Raw genomic sequence first — 19,512 nt, 5'->3', positions numbered from 1 at the left:
TATAATAGGGTTACAACAGGTGGCGTAACGGAAAGCGACACCTTAGGGGCATTTCAATACCCATAAGAGTACTGCCAACACAGGTCGCCAGACCTAACTATGAAGAGATACTCTTGTGGGGCCAAAACCCCGATATGGCAGCCATCGCCAAATGGCCACCGCTGTGCTAGGTAATAACCTTGCGGAGCGGCACTGCAATCAAGCTAGCGCCGGTCACGCGTGCGCTGATGGAAAGAAGACATGAAGCAGGCATCGAGAAATCGGGAAGAAAGCACAGAGGTCCAAGACGCTCTGAAGTCGTGCCTTCCTTCGTTCACGGGGGTTGCCGTCTTTTCGGCGGTGGTCAACCTCCTGGCCCTGACAGGCTCCATTTACATGCTCCAGGTCTATGACCGGGTGCTGTCGAGTCAGAGCATCCCGACCCTGATCGGTCTATCCCTGATTACGCTCGCGGCCTTTGCGCTCTCGGGCGGCCTCGACATGATCCGTAGCCGGATGCTGGCGCGCATCGGCGCCCGCTTCGACGAGCTCCTGTCGCACCGGGTCTTCGACCTCGTGGCCACGATGCCGCTGAAGGGCGCCAAGCAGGCGGAGAGCATGCAGCCGATCCGCGACGTGGACACGATCCGCGGCTTCCTCTCCAGCCTCGGTCCCACGGCCCTGTTCGACATGCCCTTCATGCCGATCTTCCTCATCGGCTGCTTCATGATCCATCCGGGCATCGGCGTCATGTCGGTGGTGGGCGGCGTGATCATCATCGGCCTGACCATCTACACGGACGCCAAGAGCAAGGGTCCCTCCTACGAGGTGACCAAGAGCGGCGCCGAGCGCCACGCGATCGCCGAGACCAGCCGCCGGAACGCCGAGTCCATTCGTGCCAACGGCATGCTGGGCTTCCTGGCCAAGCGCTACGACGAAGTGCATGTGCGCCACGTCAACGATGGCCTGATGGCGAGCGAATCGTCGGCCGGCATCAGCGCCTTCGCCAAGGTGTTCCGTATGGTCCTGCAGTCGGCGGTCCTGGGTCTGGGTGCCTATTACGTCATCAAGGGCGAGATGTCGGGCGGTCTCATGATCGCCGGCTCGATCCTGATGTCCCGCGCTCTGGCGCCCATCGAAATCGCCGTGGCGCACTGGAAGGGCTTCACCGCCTCCCGCCAGGCCTATCGCCGCCTCGCGCACATCATGTCGATTGTGCCAGCCCAGGGCCAGCGCATGCCGCTGCCCGCACCCAAGTCGACCCTGTCGGTGGAGGAAGTCTACGTGGGTGCCCCCGGCGCCTCGCTCCCCATCGTGCAGGCCGCCACCCTCCAGCTCCAGGCCGGCCAGGGTCTCGGCCTCATCGGCCCCAGCGCTTCCGGCAAGTCGACGCTTGCCCGCGCCCTCGTCGGCGTGTGGCCGACCCTGCGCGGCGAGATCCGCCTGGACGGCGCGGCTCTCGACCAGTGGGAGGTCGATCCCCTCGGCCGCAACATCGGCTACCTGCCGCAGGACGTGGAATTGTTCGAAGGCACCATTGCCGAGAACATTGCCCGCTTCCAGCCCGACGCCAAGCCGGACGACGTCATCGCGGCGGCGCAGACGGCGGGCGCCCATGAGCTCATCCTCAACCTGCCCGACGGCTACGATACCCGCATCGGCGAAAGCGGCGCCTCCCTCTCGGGCGGCCAGCGCCAGCGCGTGGCCCTCGCCCGCGCCCTTTACGGCAACCCGTTCCTGGTCGTGCTCGACGAGCCGAACGCCAGTCTCGACGGCGCCGGCGACGAGGCCCTGAACCAGGCCATCCTGGCGGTGAGGAAGCGCGGCGGCATCGTGGTCGTCATCACGCACCGTCCGGCCGCTTTGGGTCAGGTCGATCAGGTCGCCATCATGGAAGAAGGCCGGATCAAGGCCGTGGGCCCGCGCGACGAGGTCCTGCAGTCCGTCATGAAACGCAATGCGGCGCCGGCACCTGCCGTGCGCCCGCAGCAGGCGCCAGCCGCCCAGGCTGCTAACCTGCGAGAGGTTGGTTAAATGTTGGTCATTCAAGCTCCCCAGAAAAAGCCTTCCACCCACCAGCGGATCCTGCGCCAGTCGACCATCGGCGGCATCGCCATGATCGCCCTGTTCGGCGGCACGATCGGCCTGTGGGCGGCGACCTCGACCCTGTCCGGCGCCGTCGTGGCCGGCGGCCAGTTCGTGGTCGATACCAGCGTCAAGAAGATCCAGCATTCCACCGGCGGCATCGTCGGCGAGCTGAAGGTCAAGGAGGGCGACCGTGTCTCCCAGGGCGATCTTCTGGTCCGCCTCGACGAGACGGTGACCCGCGCCAACATGCAGGTCGTGTCGAAGCAGCTCGACGAGTATCTCGGCCGCCAGGCCCGCCTGGAGGCGGAGCGCGACGGCGCGTCCGCAATCGTGATGCCGGTCGAGTTCGCCAACCGGCTCAACGACCCGGCCGTTCGGAAGATCATGTCGTCCGAGCAGACGCTCTTCACGGCACGCCGGGCCTCTCGGGAGGCGCAGAAGGATCAGCTCAAGAAGCGGATCACCCAGTCCCGGGACGAAATCGTGGGCTTGAAGGCCCAGCAGAACGCCAAGTCCCGCGAGGCCGAACTGATCGTCGACGAGCTGAAGGGCGTCCGCGACCTCTACCAGAAGAACCTGGTTCCGATCACGCGCCTCAACGCGCTCGAGCGTGACGCCGCCAGCATCGAAGGCCAGCGCGGCCAGTTGATCGCTGCCGTGGCCCAGGCTGAGAGCCGCATCGCCGAAACCGAGTTCCAGATCATCCAGATCGACGAGCAGATGCTCGCCGAAGCTGTGCAAGAACTGCGCGAGATCCAGGGCAAGGTCGCGGAATACACCGAGCGCCGCGTGGCCGCCGAGGACCAGCTCAAGCGCATCGACATCCGCGCGCCGAGCGACGGTTACGTCCACCAGCTCAATGTTCACACCATCGGGGGCGTGATCTCGCCCGCCGAGCCGGTGATGAACATCGTTCCGGTGAACGACAAGATCGAACTCGAGGCCCGGGTGCTGCCGAACGAGATCGACCAAGTGAAGATCGGCCAGAAGGCCAATGTGCGCGTCCATGCCTCTAATGCCCGCAACACGCCGGAGCTGCACGGCAAGGTCAGCCGGATCTCGGCGGACGTGACCAAGGACCAGCAGACCGGCATGACCTTCTATACGATCCGGGTCGACCTGCCCCAGGACGAGATCAAGAAGCTCGAGAAGGTGCAGCTCATCGCCGGCATGCAGGCGGAAGTCTTCGTCGAGGTGAACGAGCGCACCCCGCTGCAGTACTTCTTCAAGCCCATGCAGGAGCAGATCGCCCGCGCGTTCCGCGAGCACTGATCCCAACGTTTAGAGACGGCTACGATCCGCGATCGGTGCACTCAGCACCGGTCGCGGTTTTCGTTTGAAGACCCTCCGGACGGCTCCTTAGGGCCCGGTCAAGCCTGGAAAGTTCCGCTCAAGAACCCATAACAGGGGCAACGACCGCGTTCCCTGCGGTCGCCCATCGAAGCAATCTCCTGACGGCTTGCCGCGGAGCCTCGCCAAGCCGCTTCGATGAAGGTATTGGTTTCTTGAGGAAAAAGCATCTTGAGGATCATACTGCGCTTTGGCGGCATAGCGATGCTGGTGGCGGCCATCGTCATCCTGGCCGTGCTGCCCTTTGCGACATCCTTTGTTGAGCAATGGTCGCGCCGCGACGTCGAGCTGCGATCCCGCCTTGTGTTCAATTCCGTCCGTGACCAGGTCAGCGGCCTGCTGGCCCGCAGCGATGCCCAGCAGATCGGCAATCTGTTCGAGCGCATTGCCTCCGACGAGCGCGTCCTGGCCATCGGCTATTGCGACGGGCAGGAGCTCCGCTTCCCGACCGCCAACATGCCCAAGTCCTTCTCCTGTGCGGAGGCCTCCCGCTCCGATTCGGAGAGCTTCTCCACCGTCAGGAACCAGGATCACAACGTCCTGGTCAGCTCCTTTCCCCTGAACGCAGGCGGGCGTTCGGGCCACCTCGTGGTGCTGCACGATCTGAGCTATGCCGATCAACGCGGCGGGGAGGCCAGGAACTATCTCTTCCTGGCCCTCGCCGGCGTCGCCTTCGGAGCCGCCGCGCTTGCCGCCATGATCGCCGCCCTCATCATGCGGCGATGGCTCGCCTCCATCCGGCAGGCGCTGGAGAGCGCCCGCGCGGGCAATGCGCAGCCGGCCGCGGAGGAGAACATCATCCCGCTGGGCAGGGAAATCCGCGACGTGCTCCAGGAGCTGGAGGCCTCCCGGCGGACCATCGACGCCGCCCACACGGATTGGAGCCCGGATACCCTGCGGGCGGCGCTCGCCAACGAACTGTCCGGCTCCGAGGTCATCGTGGTGTCGAACCGCGAGCCCTACATCCACAACCGCACCGAGGCAGGCGAGATCTCCCTTCAGATCCCTGCAAGCGGCCTCGTATCCGCCCTGGAGCCGGTGGTGCGCGCCTGCGGGGGCACCTGGGTGGCCCATGGCAGCGGCACCGCGGACCGCGATGTGGTAGACGCCAACGATCGGGTGCCCGTCCCGCCGAATCACCCCTCCTACACCCTGCGCCGGGTCTGGCTGTCGGAGGAGGAGCAGGACGGATATTATTATGGGGCCGCCAACGAGGGCCTCTGGCCGCTCTGCCACATCGCCTTCGTGCGGCCGATCTTCCGTGAAGCCGACTGGCAGCTCTACCGCTCGGTGAACGAAAAGTTCGCCGAGGCCATCGTGGCCGAGGCCAAGCGCGAGGACCCCATCATCCTGGTGCAGGACTACCATTTCGCCCTGCTGCCGCGCATGATCCGGGACCGGCTGCCCCAGGCCACCATCGTGACCTTCTGGCACATCCCCTGGCCCAACGCCGAAACCTTCGGCATCTGCCCATGGCGCGAGGAGATCATCGACGGGCTTCTCGGCTCGTCGATCCTCGGCTTCCACACCCAGGCGCATTGCAACAACTTCCTGGACGCGGTGGATTCCTTCGTGGAAAGCCGCATCGACCGGGAGAAGGACTCGGTGTTCTTCGGCGGCGAGGAAACCCTGATCCGCCCGTATCCGATCTCCATCGAGTGGCCCCCGACCGCCATGGAAGGCCAGAAGCCGGTGGAGGAATGCCGCCGCATCGTGCGCGAGCGCTTAGGGTTGACGCCGGACATGCGCATCGGCGTCGGCATCGAGCGGTTCGATTACACCAAGGGCATCATCGATCGCATGCAGGCCATCGACGCGTTGTTGACCGAGAATCCCGAATGGCACGGCAACTTCGCCTTCGTTCAGGTCGCGGCGCCGACCCGCAGCAAGCTGTCGAACTACCGCCTGCTGCAGGAGGAGGCGGAGGCTCTCGCCCGCGACATCAACGAGCGTCATGGCGGCAACGGATACGAGCCGATCAAGCTCCTGGTCCGCCACCACGAGCCCGACCAAGTGTTCGAGCTCTTCCGCGCGGCGGATCTGTGCATCGTGTCGAGCCTGCACGACGGCATGAATCTGGTCGCCAAGGAGTTCGTCGCCGCCCGCGACGACGAGCAGGGCGTGCTCATCCTCTCGGCTTTCGCCGGAGCCTCGCGCGAGCTGTCGGAGGCGCTGATCGTCAACCCCTACAACGCCCATGCCATGGGGCAGGCCATCAACCGCGCGCTCACCATGCCGCAGCCCGAGCAGCGCGAGCGCATGCGGCTGATGCGCGATCAGGTCAAGGAGCGCAACGTCTATCGCTGGGCCGGGCAGATGCTGCTCGCGGCATCGCGTCTGCGCAAGCAGCAACGGATCAGACGGCTGATCGCCAGGGGGCGCAGGCAGGCGGCCGCCAATGCGTGACCCTTCTGCAGGATTCAAGGCCATGACCAAGACAAACGAGGACTACGCCCTCTTTCTCGATTTCGACGGGACCCTCGTCGACATCGTCGAGCGTCCCGATGCGGTCGCGGTGGATCCGGCCTTGCCGAAGGTGCTCACGGATCTGCAGGACCGGCTCGGCGGCGCGCTCGCCATCATCAGCGGGCGTCCCGTCGCGTTTCTCGATGAGCGCTTCGTGCCCCATGAATTCGACATGGCGGGATTGCATGGGCTCGAGCATCGCATCGCCGGGCGGCTCTCCATGTGCGATCCGGACGAGCATCCCGCCCTGCGGGACATGGCGGCGCGCCTGAAGACGATCGTGGCGGATAAGGAGGGCGTCCTGATCGAGGACAAGGGCTGCTCGGTGGCGATCCATTGGCGGCTGGCCCCGCACGAGAAGGATTTCGCGCTCGCCACCGCGCACGCCGCTGTCGAAGCCTTGGGTGCGGATTATCGTGTTCAACACGGGAAAGCTGTGGCAGAAATCCTGCCCTCGGCGGCAGGGAAGGGCAAGGTGATCGAGCGGTTTCTTCACGAAACTCCCTATAAGGGGCGGCGCCCGATCTTCATCGGCGACGACCTGACCGACGAGAACGGCTTTAAAGCCGTGAACGCCCATGGCGGCCTGTCCGTGCGCATCGGTGGCGGCGAGACCATCGCCAAGGTGCGGCTTGCAACGCCCGCGGACCTGCGCCGTCGCCTGTCCGCATGGGCGTCAGAAGGTTCTCTTCCTTTCAACGAGGATGATAGTTGATATGAGTTCGTTGGATCTTGCCGTCATCGGCAACTGCATGATCTCGGCCCTGGTCGATCGCCGCGCGCAGATCGTCTGGAGCTGCTTTCCCCGTTTCGATGGCGACCCCGTCTTTTCGGCCCTGCTCGATTGCCCGGAAGGACAGGGCGACGCGGACCAGAAGGGCGTCTTCGCCATCGACATGGCCGGCATGGTTGCTTGCGAGCAGAGCTATCTCCAGAACACCGCAGTGCTCGTGTCGCGTATGACGGATTCCTATGGCAACGTCGTCGAGGTCACGGACTTCGCACCGCGCTTCAAGCATTTCGACCGCACCTTCCGCCCTCCCATGCTGATCCGCCGGGTCACGCCCGTCAAAGGGCGCCCGCGCATCCGCGTCCGCCTGCGTCCGCATTTCGAATGGGGCGAGCATCCGCCCGGCCTGACCCGCGGCAGCAATCACCTGCGCTTCGTCGGCCCCGATACATCCCTTCGCCTGACCACCGATGCGTCGATCTCCTATGTTCAGGACGAGCGCTTCTTCGTGGTGGACCGGCCCATGTCGTTCTTCTTCGGCGAGGACGAGCCCCTGCGCTCGGAGGCCGACACCACGGCCCGCGCCTTCCTCGACAGCACGGTCGATTTCTGGCGCGACTGGGTGCGCTCGCTCTCCATCCCGTTCGACTGGCAGGAGGCGGTGATCCGCGCTGCCATCACGCTCAAGCTGTGCAACTTCGAGGAGACGGGCGCCATCGTGGCGGCGCTCACCACCTCGGTGCCGGAGGCGCCCCACACGCAGCGCAACTGGGATTACCGTTACTGCTGGCTGCGCGACGCCTATTTTGTGATCCAGGCCCTCAACCGGCTCGGCACCACGAAGACGATGGAGGAATACCTCACCTACATCACCAACATCGTCGACGACATGGATGCCGATCCGAACCAGAAGGACATGCCGCCGCTCTTCAGCATCACCCGTTCGCCCGATCTCGAGGAGCGGGAAGCGACGGCACTCGCAGGCTATCGCGGCATGGGCCCGGTGCGCGTCGGCAACGCGGCCTACACGCAGATCCAGAACGATGCCTATGGCAGCGTCGTGCTCGCCTCCGTCCACGCCTTCCTCGACAAGCGCCTGATCCGCAGCGGCAACAACGCCCTCTTCGCACATCTGGAAAAGCTGGGTCACAGGGCCATCGAGGTGTTCGATAAACCCGATGCCGGTCCCTGGGAGCTGCGCACCAAGGCCGCCGTTCATACCTTTCCGAGCGTGATGTGCTGGGCGGCCTGCGACCGGCTCATCAAGATCGCCGAGGCCATGGGACGCGAGGACCGGGCCGCCTTCTGGCGCGAAAACGCCGAGCATATGCACTGGGTCATCGATGAGCGTGCCTACAACGCCGATACGGGCACGTTCGTGTCGTCCTTCGGCGGCGCCGACCTCGACGCCACGCTCCTGCTCCTGGCGGAACTCGATTTCGTGAAGGCGGACGATCCGCGCTTCATCGCCACCGTGGAGGCCGTCGGGACGAAGTTGCGACGGGGCGACCTTCTTCTGCGTTATGATGTGGAAGACGATTTCGGGCTCATGCACACGGCTTTCATGATCTGCGGCTTCTGGTACGTGGATGCTCTGAACGCCATCGGGCGCAAGGAGGAGGCGAAGGAATTGTTCGAGCACATCCTGAGCCTGCGCAATTCCTTCGGGCTCTTCTCCGAGGATGCGGATTTCACCACCGGGGAGCTGTGGGGCAACTTCCCGCAGACCTATTCCATGGTCGGTCTCATCAACTCGGCCGTGCGGTTGAGCCGGAGCTGGGAGGAGGCGTTCTGATCGTGAGGATCGGACGTCAAAGGCGAAAAGGACGATAGGATTCGATGTTCGCATTTCCCGTTCTGCTCGGCGATATCGGCGGCACCAATGCCCGCTTCGCCGTTCTGCCTGCCCCCGGCGAGCCCGTTAAACTCCTGCCGCGCGCCCTGACCGCGCAGACCCCTGATCCGGTCGGGGCGATCAGGATCGCGCTTGAGGCTTACGAGGGTGCAGCCCCCCGCTCCGCCATCATCGCAGTGGCGACCAGGGTGGACGCGCCCGCGATCCGGCTGACCAATGCCCATTGGCTCATCGATGCCGAGGCGATCGGCCGGACGCTCAATCTCGAACGGGTGACCCTCGTCAACGACTATACGCCGGTGGCGGCCTCGGTGACGGTGCTCGACGAGGCGAGGGGCGATCTTGCGCCCATCGGCACGTTCCCGAAGGCCAAGTCCGGCGCCCGCGTGGTGCTGGGGCCGGGCACGGGCCTGGGCGCCGGTGCCCTGGTGCCGGTGGAGGACCGCTTCGCCATTCTCGCAACGGAAGCGGGCCACATGGAATTCGGGCCGATCACCGACGAGGAAACCGCCCTCTGGCCGCATCTGGAGCGGGTGGGCGGGCGCGTCTCCGGAGAGGTCGTGCTGTCGGGTCCGGGGCTCTTCCGCATCGCCAGGGCGCTCGCCGCCCATCGCTGCGTGGACTGCCCCTTCACCATGCCCAACGACGTCCTGGCCGCGGCCCGCGAGGGCGACCCTTTGGCCAAGGATGCGCTCGACCTGTTCGCGCGCTTCCTCGGGCGCTTCGCCGGCGATCTTGCGCTCACTTTTGAGTCCTCCGGCGGCGTGTTTATCGCCGGCGGCATCGCGCCCCGGATGATCGACATCCTCCAGGCCGGCAGCTTCCGCGAAGCTTTCGACCGCAAGGCGCCTCATGACGAATGGGCCCGGAAGGTACCCGTCTATGCAATCACCAACCCGGAGCCGGCCCTGCAGGGCTTGGCCGCCATCGTGACGAATCCCGAGCGCTTCGTCTTCCCATCGCAGGGGTGGCAGGCTACCTGAGGGACCGCCTGCTCTCCAATCTGCTGATGGATGATGAAAACAGAACAGATCGCCCTTGCTCCGCTGGCTCCCGGAGCCGACCTCTCCCTGACCGTCCAGCGCTTCGGCCCGGAAGGCGCCCGTCCGCGCATCTATGTCCAGGCCTCGCTCCATGCGGACGAGATACCGGGCATGATCGCCGCGCATCACCTGCGCGAGCGCCTCGTCGCCCTTGAGAACGAGGGCCGGATCAAGGGCGAGATCGTGCTCGTGCCCTCGGCCAATCCCATCGGCTTGGCGCAAAGGGTGCTGGGCGACCATATCGGCCGCTTCAATCTTTCCGACGGCATCAACTTCAACCGCGGCTATCCCGACTTCGTGCCGAAGGTGGCCGAGCGCATCGACGGCAAGCTCACGCAGGATGGCGAAGCCAATCTGCGGCTGATCCGCGAGGCTCTTCGCGCGGAGTGTGAGGCTTGGCAGCCCGCCAACCCGGCCGAGGCGATGAAGAAGGCCCTGCTGGGTCTCGCCCAAGAGGCAGACATCGTGCTCGACATGCACTGCGACTCGGAAGCCGTCGTGCATCTCTACACCCATACCCGCTCGGAAGAGGCGTTCGCACCGCTCTCCGCGCTGATCGGGGCGCACGCCTATCTGCTGGCGGATGTCTCGGGCGACGAGCCCTTCGACGAGGCCTGCAGCCGCCCCTGGGCGGAACTGGCCGACCGCTTCCCGGACCGTCCGATCTCCTTCGGCTGCCATTCGACGACCCTGGAGTTCCGGGGCGAGCGGGACGTGAGCCACGAGACGGGGCAGGCCGATGCGGCGGCGGTTGTCGATTACCTGATCCTGCGTGGCGCCATCGCCGGCGAGACCCCGCAGGTGCCGAAGCCCCTGTGCCAGGCCACGCCGCTGGCCGCCTCCGAGCCGGTGAAGGCGCCGGCCTATGGCATCCTGGTTTTCAAAACGGAGATCGGGGCTCGGGTGAAAGCCGGCGATGTGATTGCCGACGTTGTCGATCCGATAACCGGCGCTGTGGCCCAGGCTAAGACGCCCTGCGACGGCGTCATGTTCGCCCGGATCGCCCAGCGCTTCGTCACCAAAGGCATGCGGCTGGCCAAGGTGGCCGGCACTGAAGCCAGACGCACCGGCAAGCTGCTCAGCGCCTGAAAACAAGAAAGGCCGTCCCGAGGGACGGCCTTTCCATTGTCGGTTCCACGGCCCCGAAGAGCCGCCCTTAAAGGTGCGTTACGCACAAATCTCGGCAGAGGCCAAGATCCAGGTCGCGGCAACCGGGGAACGTAGGGTATGACAATGAGACACTGGATCACCTCCTTTCGTTGTTGACGGGAAAGCCCCATATGGGGTGAGAAGAGCCCAGCGAAAGGGCAGGGCGCTGCGGCGTTCTGTCCCCCACCTTCGTTTCCAGAGAATTTTTGAAAACCATGACCGATCTCCCGGCCCCGGTGGGCCGCCGCCGAACCTTTGCGATCATCTCCCACCCGGACGCGGGCAAGACCACGCTCACCGAGAAGCTGCTGCTGTTCGGAGGCGCGATCCAGCTCGCCGGCGAGGTGAAGGCGAAGAAGAACCGCGTCTCGACCCGGTCCGACTGGATGGGCATCGAGAAGGAGCGCGGCATCTCGGTGGTGACCTCGGTCATGACCTTCGAGTACGGCGACTGCGTCTTCAACCTGCTCGACACGCCGGGCCACGAGGACTTCTCGGAGGACACCTATCGCACGCTCACGGCGGTGGATTCCGCCATCATGGTGATAGACGCGGCCAAGGGCATCGAGGCGCGCACCCGCAAGCTGTTCGAGGTGTGCCGCATGCGCGACATCCCGATCGTCACCTTCATCAACAAGATGGACCGCGAGGCGCGCAGTCCCTTCGACCTCCTTGACGAGATCGAGAAGACGCTGGCGCTTGATACGGCACCTGTCACCTGGCCGATCAGCCAGGGCCGGAGCTTTGCCGGCACCTTCGATCTTCGACGCAACGTCGTGCGCCGCATCGACACCGACGAGGAGCCAACGCCCGTCTCCGGTCCTGACGATCCGAAGCTGATGAGCCTGCTGCCGCCGGAAGAGGCGGATGCCTGGCAGGAGGAGGTGATGCTGGCCCAGGAGGCCTGCAAGCCCTTCGACCTGCAGGCCTTCCGGGAGGGCCATCTCACGCCGGTGTTCTTCGGCTCGGCTCTGCGCAATTTCGGCGTGCGCGACCTCATCGACGCGCTGGCCGCCTACGCACCGCCGCCGCGCGGCCAGGAGGCGGACAAGCGCCTTGTCGAGGCGGGCGAGCCCAAGATGTCGGGGTTCGTGTTCAAGATCCAGGCCAACATGGATCCGAACCACCGCGACCGCATCGCCTTCATGCGCATCTGCTCCGGCAAGCTCCAGCGCGGCATGAAGGCGAAGCTCGTGCGCACGGGCAAGCCCATGAGCTTGAACTCGCCGCAATTCTTCTTCGCGCAGGATCGCGCCATCGCGGACGAGGCCTGGGCCGGCGACGTGGTGGGCATTCCGAACCACGGCACCTTGCGCATCGGCGATACGCTCACCGAGGGCGAGGACCTCGTCTTCCGCGGCGTGCCGAGCTTCGCGCCGGAAATCCTGCGCCGCATCAAGCTGCAGGATGCCATGAAGGCGAAGAAGCTGCGCGAGGCCCTGCAGCAGATGGCCGAGGAAGGCGTCGTGCAGCTCTTCGTGCCGCAGGACGGTTCCGGCGCCATCGTGGGCGTCGTGGGCGCCCTGCAGCTCGACGTGCTGAAGGAGCGCTTGGCCGCCGAGTATGGCCTGCCGATCGACTACGAGCCGACGCGCTTCTCCATCTGCCGTTGGATCACGGCGGACGACCCGCGGGAGCTCGACAAGTTCATCGAGAGCCACCTGTCGTCCATGGCGCGGGATCTCGACGAGGCGCCCGTGTTCATGGCGGCGAACCAGTTCAACCTTCAATACGAGGTCGACCGCTACAAGGCGATCCAGTTCTCGGACGTGAAGGATTATCAGAAGAAGGCGGCTTAAGGCTCAAAGCACCCCGTCATTCCCGGACTGGTTCCGGGGATCCACATCTTGAGGGTTTCCAACTCACAAACCTCATCCTGAGGAGGATTGCGTGAGCAATCCGTCTCGAAGGAGGATCCGGTGTCCCCTGGAAGCTCCTTCGAGACGCCGCTTGCAGCGGCTCCTCAGGATGAGGTGAGTGTTTCCTAAAACGTGGATCGCCGGGACAAGCCCGGTCATGACGTGGAGTGTGTCATCTTCAGGCTAAGCCGCAGGCGAGGGAAGGGGATCCGCGATCAAGCACGGAGCGATGGTTTCCCTTCCCCTGCGATGGCTTCGCCATCTCCAGCCGGGAATCACACCGCCGGATCAGACTTCGAGCTGGTTCAGCGGCAGGTCGATGCGCACCTGCAAGCCCTCAGGGCGCCAGTCATAGGCGATGGCGCCGCCGAGCTGGTCCGTCACGCTCCGGCGCACGAGCTTCGAGCCGAACCCTTCCGTGCTCGGCACGCCCTGGGTCGCCGGTCCGTTTTCCTCCTGCCATGTGAGCGTGAGCGTCACGCCCCGCACCCAGGTGATCCTCAGGCGGCCTTCGGGAGTCGAGAGGGCGCCGTATTTCAACGCGTTGGTGGCAAGCTCGTGCAGCACCAGGGTCAGGATCGTTGCGGCCTTCGGGCCGATCCTCACTGCCGGCCCTTCGAGCGTCATAGGTGAAGGCGCGTCCTGGTTGATATGCGGCGCCAAAATGGCCTCCACGATCTTCTCGACCGTGGTCTCTTCGTCGGTCGGGTCACTGCCCGTAATGGCCGGGCGGATCAACTCATGGGCGCGGGCCAAGGCGTCGATGCGTCCGCGCAAGGCGGCGGCCATCTGCTTCGGCGTCTGTGCGGTTCGCGCCGTCATGGCAATCATGCTGCTGGTCATGGCGAAGAGGTTTTTGACCCGATGATTGAGCTCCTGCACCAGAAGCTGCCGAACCTCTTCGTTTCTGCGGCGCTCCGTGATGTCGATGATCGTTCCGAGAACGCGGGCGGGTTTCAGCTCGCCATTGACGATCTCGTAGAGCATGCGGCCGCGGCTGAGGATCCAGCGGACCTCTCCGTCAGGGCGGACGATTCTGTGCTCGATCTGGATCTGCCCGCCCGACCGGGGGTCGCTTAAGGACCCGACGCTGCTCACCACGTGTTCGCGATCGTCCGGGTGAATGGCCGAGTGCCAGAACTCATAGGTCGCCGGCTCGCTCTTCGGCAGGCCGAAGATGTCCTTCTGCCGGTCGGACCAGAAGGTCTCGCCGGTCTGGGCGTTCCACTCCCACAGGCCCATCTCCGTCGCCTCGACGGCAAGCGCCAGACGCTCGTTGTGAAGCGTAACCTCGCGGGCCTTGAGTTCGGCATCGCCGCGCGCCTTGACGCGCTCCGTGACATGGGCGGCCAGAGTCAGGATGCCGCTGATCTGATCGCCCCCATCGCGCACCGGCAGAAGCTTGATGTCCCAATAGGTGGTTGTGCCCGGCGTGAGCACGAGGGCATGATCCTTCAGTTCCTGCGGCTCACCGGTCTGAAACACCTTCTCGCGCAAGGTCCAAAGTTCAGGGGTGTATCTTTCACCCATGATCTCGGACACGGTCCTGCCGACAAGATCCTCGTCGGGGACAGCCAGGGCGGACCGGAACAGGCGGTTCGCAAAGGCGAATTGCTGATCCGCCCCAAGGGTCACGGCAATGGCCAGCGGCACATTCTCCAGAAGTTCGGATAAAGCCTCCCGGCTGAATCCTTCCTCTCCCCCCTGGAGGCGAAGCTCATCGAGTCCATAGGCCCAGGGTTGAGAGGGACTCACGCAGACATCCTTTGCGAAAGCACACGAATGTGGGGTGCCGATGCTATGACGATATTAGTTTGTAATATTGTTCTAAGCCGTCATCTTGCTTTGTCCAGACACATCTGGAGCATCCAGCGGAGCTTTGGACGGCGCCTTCTCCGGAAACTGCACCTGCACCTGCGCGATATCGGCGATCGTGGGCAAGCTCGCCTCGTTGCCGAGATGCTGGATGGCATGGGACGAGGCCCCGCGGGCGAAGATGAAGTGCTCACGCCAGGGCAGCTCCGGCCGGGCCATGGCGGAATAGACATAGGCGCCGTGGAAAATGTCGCCCGCACCGTTGGTGTCCACCACCTTGTCGCCCGGAACGTCGAGGGCGGGCAGGACACCCTCCTGGCCGGTCTCGTCGTACCAGACGAGGCCGCGCTCGCCCAAGGTCACCCCGCCAATCTTGCAGCCGCGGCTCTTGAGATACTCCAGCATTCCAGCCGGGGTCAGGTCCATCTGCTCGCACAGGCGCTCGGCCACGATGGCGACATCGATGAATTCAAGGAGTTCATGGGTGTTGGAACGCAGGCCGCCGCCGTCGAGCGAGGTAAGAATTCCGGTCTCGCGGCAGGCCTTTGCGTAATGCATGGCGGCATCGGCCTGGTGACCGTCGAGGTGGAGGGCCCGGCAGCCCTGCAGGTTCAGGGGCGGGACGGGGTGCAGGTAATGGTCATCGCGGCAGCGCACGATGGCGCGCTTGCCGCCCCGGGGCATGATGAAGGACAGGGAGGATTCGTGGACCTTCCGGTGATGAACCGAGATGCCGTATTTCGCTGCCATGTCGATGAACATGCGGCCGAGCCAGTCATCGGCAATCGAGGTGAGCAGGTCCGGCGGAAGTCCCAGCTTGGCGCAGGCAAAGGCCGCCGTGACCGCGTTGCCGCCGAACGAGATCGCATAATCCCGCGCCACGGTCTTCTCGTCCCCGGTCGGCAACTCGTCCGCCAGGAAGGTCACGTCGATATAGGTCTGTCCGACAAAGAGAGCATGCATCGTTCGTCATCGTCCCGCTGAATTCGCCGCCCGAGTCTTGGACGAGCGGGAATGAATAGGCAAGCCGTGCGGTCTTGGCCTTTGGGCTTGGCGGTTTCTCAGGGCCTGTTGAGCGTTGCGGCCAGGCGGGCCGCCGTCAGGGCCGCGTCCAGATCGGTCGCGATGAACTCGACGGGAGCGATGAGCTCCTTGCGGAAGGCGCTTGAGACGATCGGATGGAGACGTGCGCTGCCGCCCACCAGGGCCACCGGCCGAGGGCCGAGGCGCTTGATCAGGGCATTGGCAAGGCGAGCCAGTTCCTCGCCGGCTTCCCGCAGAATGTGAAGGGCCGTAGCGTCATCGGCAGAGGCTGCCTCGCCCACGGCGCGGGCCAGCGACCCGATCTTGCCCCGGTCACCGCCATAGACGAAGGAGCGGACGATGTTCCAGTCGGTGCCGCCGAGGGCCCGGGCCAAGCAGGTGCCCAGCGTCGAGGTCCAGCCTGCACCGGGGCTTTCCTCCTCGGTGCGCAGAATGGCTTTCAGCGCCTCGCGGGCAATCCAGAAGCCGGAGCCGCCATCGTCGATGAGGTTGCCGCGCCCGCCGACCCGGATCACCTGCTTGTCCTCGGACAGGTAGTAGCCGATGGAGCCGGTGCCGCTATAGACCAGGATGCCTTCGCCCAGCTCAAAGTAAGCCAGGTAGGCAATCCACATGTCCTCCGCGACGAAGACTTTTTCGGGCTGCAGTTCGAAGGTCTCGGCGAACATCGCCCGCATGGTGGCCTCCGCAGGGGTCTCCCGGGTGAGGCCGGTGATGCCCGCGATGATGCCCAGCGGCTTTCCCGTCTTGAACACCGCCTGCGCCATGTCGAGAACGATCTGCCGGGCGCGCTCTTCCGCAGCGGCGGAAAAGAGGTGGCCGGTCAGGGGCGCGACCGAACCTTCGGCAATGCATCGGCCGCCGGCATCCGCCAGCCGCCATCGCGTGGCGGTTCCACCCGCATCGATGCCCAGCCCCAGCCCCATGCGCCCGCTGCCTTCTTGTGAGTGCCAGCTTTCTAATCGACTTTTTGTTAGGACGTCCTGGGGAGATCCGCCAGAGCCTTGCGCAGATTGCCGTCGTGACGCTCAAGCGCGCCCTGCGCGTCCGCCGGGCTGGCGCCCATGGCGATAAGCACGGCGGTCTTCAGGTCACCGCCGGCCTCCAAGATGGCATCCGTCGCCGTGGCCTCGTCGCAATCGGTGATCTGCATCACCATGATCTCGCTGCGGCGGCGCAGCTTGGCGTTGGTTGCGCGCATGTTGACCATGAGGCCGCGATAGACCCGGTCCATCCTGACCATGATTAGGGTCGAGAGCAGGTTGAGAATGACTTTCTGCGCGGTGCCGGCCTTCATCCGCGTCGAGCCGGCCACCACCTCCTCACCCGTATCGGCCAGGATCGGATGGGAGCAGACCTCGAGCAGCGGCGTGTCCGGATTGTTGGAGATTCCGATGGTCTGGGCGCCCCGCGCGGACGCCTCCTTGAGGGCCGCAATCGTGAAAGGCGTCCGGCCGCTGGCGGCCACGCCGATCACCACATCGTCGGGTCCGATATTGTTGTCGCAAATGCCCGCGATGCCCTCCTCGACCGAGTCTTCGGCATTCTCGACCGCCTGCATGATGGCGCCTTCACCGCCGGCAATCAGATAGACGATGCGGTCGTCGGGCCAGTTGAACGTGGGCGGCAGTTCCGTGCCGTCCTGAACGCCGATGCGGCCCGAGGTTCCGGCGCCGGCATAGACGAGCCGCCCGCCACGGCGCAGGCGCGGCACGGCCTCTTCCGCTGCGGAAGCAATGGCCGGGAGGGCAGGCCTGACGGCTGCGACGGCGGAGAGCTGTCCCTCGAGAAAGGCCGAGAGCACATCGAGGCTCGGCCAAGTGTCGAGGTCCTGGTAGCGGGTACTGAAATGTTCTGTCGCCATTATGCCAACTTTCTTCCAGACCAGTATAGGACCAGTTGAGGCCCGCAACAATCGCCTGGAGAGGCCTGACAGGCGCTGGCCATCAACTTTTCTGTTGGCATCCTTGAAGTCACGACTGCCGGTCGAACAACGCGATCACCTGCTCGCCCGTTGCACGGCGAAGGGGAAGGATCCCGCTGTCCTTGTGCCGGCTCGGATGGACCCGGTTGGTCAGGAGCGACCAGGCAAGACCGCGCTCGAAATCGATCCACAAGCCGGTGCCCGTAAAGCCCGTATGGCCGATCGTGTCCGGCGAGCAGACATCGCCGCCGTGCCAGCCGGGATAGAAGCCTTCCCAGCCCACGGTCCGCTTCTCCGATTCCCGCGTGCGGATCGCCTTGATGGAGTCTGGCGAAAGCCCCGTTCCGTCGAGGAGCGCATGGGCGAAGTCGAGCACGCCGTCGATGGTGCCGAACAGTCCCGCATGGCCCGAGGCGCCGCCCAGGGCATAGGCGTTCTCGTCATGCACTTCGCCGCGGATCAAGCGCCCGCGCCAGGTGTCCTTCTCGGTTGCGGCGCAGAGTTTGGGATCGGGCCGGAACGAGAAGCGTTCAGGCAGCGGCTGATCGATCAGCGCCTGCCCGGTGATGCGCTCGATGGCGATGCCGAGCAGGATGTAATTGATGTCGGAATAGACCGACGGTCCCGGCTGCCAGACGCGTTGCAGGATGAAGGCGCGCAGCGTGCTCGGGTCCTGCCCATAGGTATAGAGCGGCTCCACGGCCGGCAGATGCGTCTGGTGCGCGAGGCATTGGCGGAAGGTGAGTCGCCGCTCGGCCGCGTTCATGTCGTACTGGCGCAGATCCGGGATCACCGACACCAACGGGTCGTCGAGCGCGATCCGGCCCTGCTCGACCAAGTGCAGAATGCGCGTGGTCGTGAAGATCACCTTCGTGAGCGAGGCAAGATCGAACCATGTTCCACGGGAAACATTGTCGTGCTCCGGCTCGATCTGCGCGTAACCTGCCCATTGCACAGCGCGCTCGCCATCTGCTGTGACAAGTCCGAGGATCGCTCCGGGTATGTTGCCGCTCCGAATCGAGGAGGCGGCGGGCGCAAAGGCTTCGTCGATCAGTTTTGTCAGGGCCATAGCCGTCTCACGCGGCGCGGTGCAGTTCGCCGCCGGGCATGGGATGCGGCACGCCGGTCGTGGTTGGCAGACTCAAAGGCAGATTGAGGGTCGACCTCACAGCGAGATAGCCGAAAGCCTGCGCCTCGATGAAATCACCATCCCAGCCCACGGATTCCACAGGATCAACGGCAACGCCGAGTTCCTCATGCAGGCGCCTCATGAAATGAGCGTTGCGCCGCCCGCCGCCGGTCACCAGCCAACGCTGCGGTGCGCGGGGCACATGACGCAAAGCCGCGACGACGGATTGGATCGTGAACTCAGCCAGAGTCGCCGCGCCGTTCTCATCCGAGAGCGCTTCCACGCCTTTGGCGCGGGCGTGGAAATCCTGGCGGTCGAGAGATTTTGGCGCGGGCCGGTCGAAGAACGGGTTCTGCATGAACGCGGAGACGAGTGTCGCGTCGGCTGTGCCGGAGGAAGCGAGCTGCCCATTCTCGTCATAGCTCAGGCCGCGGCGGCGCAGCACGAAATCATCGAGCAGGGCGCTCGCCGGTCCCGTGTCAAAGGCGATCACCACATCGCCGTCGATATAAGTGACGTTTCCGACGCCGCCGAGGTTGAGGATCATGACGGGCTGCGCGAGGTTGCTGGCGAGCGCGCGATGATAAAGCGGAACGAATGGCGCGCCTTCGCCCCCTGACGCGACATCCGCATGGCGGAAGCGATAGACGGTGTCGATGCCAAGCGCCTCGGCAACCTTCGGGCCAAGACCAAGCTGGCGCGTGAAGCGGACCTCCGGCCGGTGATAGACGGTCTGACCGTGAAAGCCGATGAGCTTCACCTCCGCGGAGCTGATCCCGGTCTCCGCCATGAAGCGCCGGATGGCCGCGATATGAGCCTCCGTCACGGCCTGTTCGAGATCCTCCAGCGGCTCGCTCTGCGCCCGCGCCGGTTCGGCAATCAGTGCCTGAAGGGTTTTTCTCAAGTTCTCAGGATAGGAGAAGGTGCGTCCCGGCCCTGGTCTCACGATGGTGTCGCCGTCCGTGTCGACAATGGAGACGTCAATGCCGTCCATTGATGTGCCGCTGATCACCCCGATGGCTTTGACGATGGAACGATCCGACATCTGTTTCTCCGGCTTTGCGTGCTTGGTCGCGACCAT

The 19,512-nt window shown here is 64.9% G+C and carries 14 protein-coding genes; 8 read left to right on the top strand and 6 right to left on the bottom strand.

What is annotated here, in order from left to right:
* The first annotated feature begins 240 nt into the window (after nt 1–240).
* The 8 genes from IC232_RS02955 (at nt 241) to IC232_RS02920 (ending at nt 12,459) form a co-directional block, all read left to right on the top strand.
* Complete coding sequence (locus IC232_RS02955) at nt 241–2,013, top strand: type I secretion system permease/ATPase (RefSeq protein ID WP_190843387.1); 1,773 nt, start codon at nt 241–243, stop codon at nt 2,011–2,013.
* Nucleotides 2,014–3,339: an HlyD family type I secretion periplasmic adaptor subunit gene (locus tag IC232_RS02950; protein ID WP_190843386.1), complete on the top strand. Its 1,326-nt coding sequence runs from the start codon at nt 2,014–2,016 to the stop codon at nt 3,337–3,339. It begins immediately after the preceding gene.
* A gap of 282 nt (nt 3,340–3,621) precedes the next feature.
* The gene (locus IC232_RS02945) at nt 3,622–5,823 is read left to right on the top strand and encodes a trehalose-6-phosphate synthase (protein WP_246812023.1); all 2,202 of its coding nucleotides are present in this window, start codon (nt 3,622–3,624) and stop codon (nt 5,821–5,823) included.
* 22 nt (nt 5,824–5,845) lie between these two features.
* Nucleotides 5,846–6,598 carry a trehalose-phosphatase gene (gene otsB, locus IC232_RS02940; protein WP_190843384.1) on the top strand — a complete coding sequence of 251 codons (753 nt, stop codon included), beginning with the start codon at nt 5,846–5,848 and terminating at the stop codon, nt 6,596–6,598.
* Between the two features lies 1 nt (nt 6,599).
* Entirely contained in the window at nt 6,600–8,408 is a 1,809-nt protein-coding gene (locus IC232_RS02935) for a glycoside hydrolase family 15 protein (RefSeq protein WP_190843383.1), read from the top strand.
* A gap of 62 nt (nt 8,409–8,470) precedes the next feature.
* Nucleotides 8,471–9,451 carry a glucokinase gene (locus IC232_RS02930; protein WP_409564847.1) on the top strand — a complete coding sequence of 327 codons (981 nt, stop codon included), beginning with the start codon at nt 8,471–8,473 and terminating at the stop codon, nt 9,449–9,451.
* A 33-nt stretch (nt 9,452–9,484) separates the two neighbouring features.
* Nucleotides 9,485–10,600: a succinylglutamate desuccinylase/aspartoacylase family protein gene (locus IC232_RS02925; RefSeq protein ID WP_190843381.1), complete on the top strand. Its 1,116-nt coding sequence runs from the start codon at nt 9,485–9,487 to the stop codon at nt 10,598–10,600.
* 275 nt (nt 10,601–10,875) lie between these two features.
* Nucleotides 10,876–12,459 carry a peptide chain release factor 3 gene (locus IC232_RS02920; protein WP_190843380.1) on the top strand — a complete coding sequence of 528 codons (1,584 nt, stop codon included), beginning with the start codon at nt 10,876–10,878 and terminating at the stop codon, nt 12,457–12,459.
* 348 nt (nt 12,460–12,807) lie between these two features.
* Here the strand turns inward: IC232_RS02920 and IC232_RS02915 are convergent, their stop codons facing one another.
* The 6 genes from IC232_RS02915 to IC232_RS02890 form a co-directional block, all read right to left on the bottom strand.
* Nucleotides 12,808–14,274: a sensor histidine kinase gene (locus IC232_RS02915; RefSeq protein WP_190843379.1), complete on the bottom strand. Its 1,467-nt coding sequence runs from the start codon at nt 14,272–14,274 to the stop codon at nt 12,808–12,810.
* A 72-nt stretch (nt 14,275–14,346) separates the two neighbouring features.
* Nucleotides 14,347–15,297 (bottom strand): sugar kinase, encoded by a 951-nt coding sequence (locus IC232_RS02910; RefSeq protein ID WP_190843378.1) that lies wholly within the window; start codon nt 15,295–15,297, stop codon nt 14,347–14,349.
* Nucleotides 15,298–15,395: 98 nt separating this feature from the next.
* On the bottom strand, nt 15,396–16,304 hold the full coding sequence (locus IC232_RS02905; RefSeq protein WP_190843377.1) for an N-acetylglucosamine kinase: 909 nt from the start codon (nt 16,302–16,304) through the stop codon (nt 15,396–15,398).
* Between the two features lie 47 nt (nt 16,305–16,351).
* On the bottom strand, nt 16,352–17,242 hold the full coding sequence (locus IC232_RS02900; RefSeq protein ID WP_190843376.1) for an N-acetylmuramic acid 6-phosphate etherase: 891 nt from the start codon (nt 17,240–17,242) through the stop codon (nt 16,352–16,354).
* A gap of 109 nt (nt 17,243–17,351) precedes the next feature.
* Nucleotides 17,352–18,371: a serine hydrolase domain-containing protein gene (locus tag IC232_RS02895; protein WP_190843375.1), complete on the bottom strand. Its 1,020-nt coding sequence runs from the start codon at nt 18,369–18,371 to the stop codon at nt 17,352–17,354.
* Nucleotides 18,372–18,378: 7 nt separating this feature from the next.
* Nucleotides 18,379–19,476, bottom strand: coding sequence for an anhydro-N-acetylmuramic acid kinase (locus IC232_RS02890; RefSeq protein ID WP_190843374.1), 1,098 nt, complete (start codon nt 19,474–19,476; stop codon nt 18,379–18,381).
* Nucleotides 19,477–19,512: the final 36 nt, after the last annotated feature.

It is taken from the genome of Microvirga sp. (assembly GCF_014699075.1).
GTDB lineage: Bacteria > Pseudomonadota > Alphaproteobacteria > Rhizobiales > Beijerinckiaceae > Microvirga.
This window is presented reverse-complemented; position numbering and strand designations above follow the sequence as displayed.